This is a genomic window from Candidatus Cryptobacteroides sp. (assembly GCF_056207615.1).
This window is the reverse complement of record NZ_JBAEER010000137.1, coordinates 1-2,390: the sequence shown is the minus strand read 5'-3', so window position 1 is coordinate 2,390 and position 2,390 is coordinate 1. Positions and strand designations below refer to the sequence as shown.

4 protein-coding genes are annotated in these 2,390 nt (G+C 52.5%); all 4 read left to right on the top strand.

The genetic code is table 11. The annotated features are described in order from the left end of the window. Window positions 1–210 precede the first annotated feature (210 nt). Window positions 211–717 (top strand): hypothetical protein, encoded by a 507-nt coding sequence (locus tag AC06ND_RS08115; protein WP_475678484.1) that lies wholly within the window; start codon window positions 211–213, stop codon window positions 715–717. 87 nt (window positions 718–804) lie between these two features. Next, window positions 805–1,494, top strand: coding sequence for a NigD-like protein (locus AC06ND_RS08110; protein WP_475678483.1), 690 nt, complete (start codon window positions 805–807; stop codon window positions 1,492–1,494). A 21-nt stretch (window positions 1,495–1,515) separates the two neighbouring features. Further along, a complete protein-coding gene (locus AC06ND_RS08105; RefSeq protein WP_475678482.1) occupies window positions 1,516–2,052 on the top strand; it encodes an RNA polymerase sigma factor in 537 nt (178 codons plus the stop codon). After that, window positions 2,049–2,390 (top strand): hypothetical protein (locus AC06ND_RS08100; RefSeq protein ID WP_475678481.1); only part of this gene is annotated, 342 nt, incomplete at its 3' end. The genes AC06ND_RS08105 and AC06ND_RS08100, both read left to right, overlap by 4 nt.

Genomic DNA, 2,390 nt, shown 5'->3' with positions numbered 1-2,390 from the left:
TATCCTTGTCTTATGGACTACTACGTCAAATTGCACTGAACAATGAAGAACCGCCGTATGCCGAACGGCACGTACGGTGGTGTGAGAGGTCGGAAAACAAAAGTAGGAGGAAACTACTTTTGTTTTCCTCCTACTCGATTGCTTTGTGGGGAGTATTTCGTACTTTTGGAAAGCATTAATAGAAAAGAAAGAAATCATAGAGTTGAAAATATGGTAAAGTCGTTCTCATATATTGCAGTGTCGCTGCTTCTCCTAGTTGCAAGTCCGCTCATGGCTCAGGTCTATCCGTCCGCAGACTTTTCGGCCGATGGCGCAATGTCGGCAGAAGAGACGATGACCGTAGAAAGCGCGACGCCAGTTGTCGCAATGCAGTCCATGGTGATGGTCAGCCCAAACCATATCATGCAGCAGGCGGACTACCCTATCGATGAGGCCTTCTCGGTGACGCCCGAGCTTCTCAAGGCACGCAATCAGCTGCATGCAGGTAAGGTGATGCTCATCACGGCCGGCGCACTCACAGCCGCTTCTGCCGGCATGTACGCTGGCGCATGGTATGCCATGGGAGAAGGAGGCGTGCTTCCGACCACTCTCTCTGTCGCCGGTATCACCGGCATAAGCGCGTCTCTCATCCTCTATGTGACCGGATCGGTGATGTACGTGAAAGGAAAGAAATCCATCCTCAGGGCCACTCCTGGCGGAATTGCTCTGAATTTTTAGCAGCTTCTCGCATTTTTTCGGCTTGTCCATGCAAGATTTACGCAAGTCGTGGTCTTTAATGGCAAGACATAGAAAAACAATAATAATATGAAGACAAGAAGACTTATTTCATTTGCGCTCATCTGCGCATCGGCAATGCTCTCGCTCCAGTCATGTCTCAAGGATAATGGCAGCGACCGTATAATTCCGGCACTCGTGACCATCGACTCGAACGAGGCCGGCACTACCTTCCAGCTCAATGACTCCACCGTCATCAAGCCGACCAATATCAAAGCCAACCTCTACAAGGGCAAGTCGGTGAGGGCTCTCGTGAACTTCACCGTGGACGACGTGAATCTCCTTGACAAGCCTGAGTTCGAGGCGAAGATCTTCACCATCGACACCATCCGCACCAAGAAGTCGGTTCCGGATATGGGCGAACTCAATGACAAGGAGTATGGAAACGACAAGATCGAAATCGTGAACGACTGGGTCAGCATCGGTGAGGACGGATATCTCACCCTCAGGATCCGTACATGGAGATATGACGCAAACAAGGTGCACTATGTGAACCTCGTGCGCATCGAGAACGAAAAGGACGGTGACAAGGAGTATACCTTCGAGCTCCGTCATGATGCCTGCGGTGACCTTCCAAGCGTGCAGGCTGACGGTATCATGGCCTTCGACCTCAATGAGCTCGCACCTGAGGACAGGTCTCCTGTTACCCTCCATCTCAAGTGGCGCGGTTTCGTGGAGGACAAGAGCGCGAACATCAGGCTCACCTTCAGAAAGAAGTAATCTATTATCTTCAATAGAAATATGAGTGAAGAAATGCGGATCCTCGGACTCTTCAGAGACGGGGATCCTGCTGCTTCACGCGCTCTATATGAAGATTATGCCGGCTATCTGACCGCAGTGTGCTCGAGATATCTGGACAACGATGCAGATGTCGAGGATGTGCTCCAGGAAAGCTTCGTCACCATTTTCGAAGACATATCCAAGTTTGAGTACAGGGGCAAGGGCTCGCTGAAGGCATGGATGGCCAGGATAGTTGTCAACCGGTCGCTGAAGCATCTGCGCGACTCTAAGCGCATAGTCTTCACGGATATCGGTGACATTGACCTGCCGGAAGAGCCGGACACCGAGTCGATCCCTCCGGGTGTAATACACAAGCTGATTCGACGGCTTCCGGACGGCTACCGAACCATCTTCAACCTCTATGTCATAGAGGAACACAGCCACCGCGAGATTGCGCAGCTGCTCGGGATCACGGAGAGCACTTCCGCATCCCAGCTCCACAGAGCGAAGGCCATGCTGGCCAAAATGATCAAGGATTATCAGAACAGAACACGATGAAAGACTGGCTCAACGACATACACGACAAGCTCGGGGACTTCGAGACGAAGGCTCCGGAGGGCCTGTGGGCAAAACTCGAGGCCAGTCAGGCAGTTCCTGCGGGGAAGGCCGGTTCTTCTGTACATGACGATCATGCCGGCAAGATGGCGCCGCTGCTTCTGTGGGGAAGGCGCTTTGCTGCGGTAGGTGCTGCGGCTGCATTGGTGTTTGCCGGAGTGCTTCTTTTCAGGAATGATCCGTCCGCCGATATTGTCGATATAGTCGCAGATGTGCAGGAAGGTTCAGCGCAGACCGGCGGTGAGATGCTGGCGGAGAACGTAGTAGTTGCGCCAGAAGTT

Bases quoted from the DNA above. Each gene is read 5' to 3' on its own strand.
- AC06ND_RS08110 (WP_475678483.1), top strand. From the start codon at position 805: ATGAAGACAAGAAGACTTATTTCATTTGCGCTCATCTGCGCATCGGCA.
- AC06ND_RS08105 (WP_475678482.1), top strand. From the start codon at position 1,516: ATGAGTGAAGAAATGCGGATCCTCGGACTCTTCAGAGACGGGGATCCT.
- AC06ND_RS08115 (WP_475678484.1), top strand. From the start codon at position 211: ATGGTAAAGTCGTTCTCATATATTGCAGTGTCGCTGCTTCTCCTAGTT.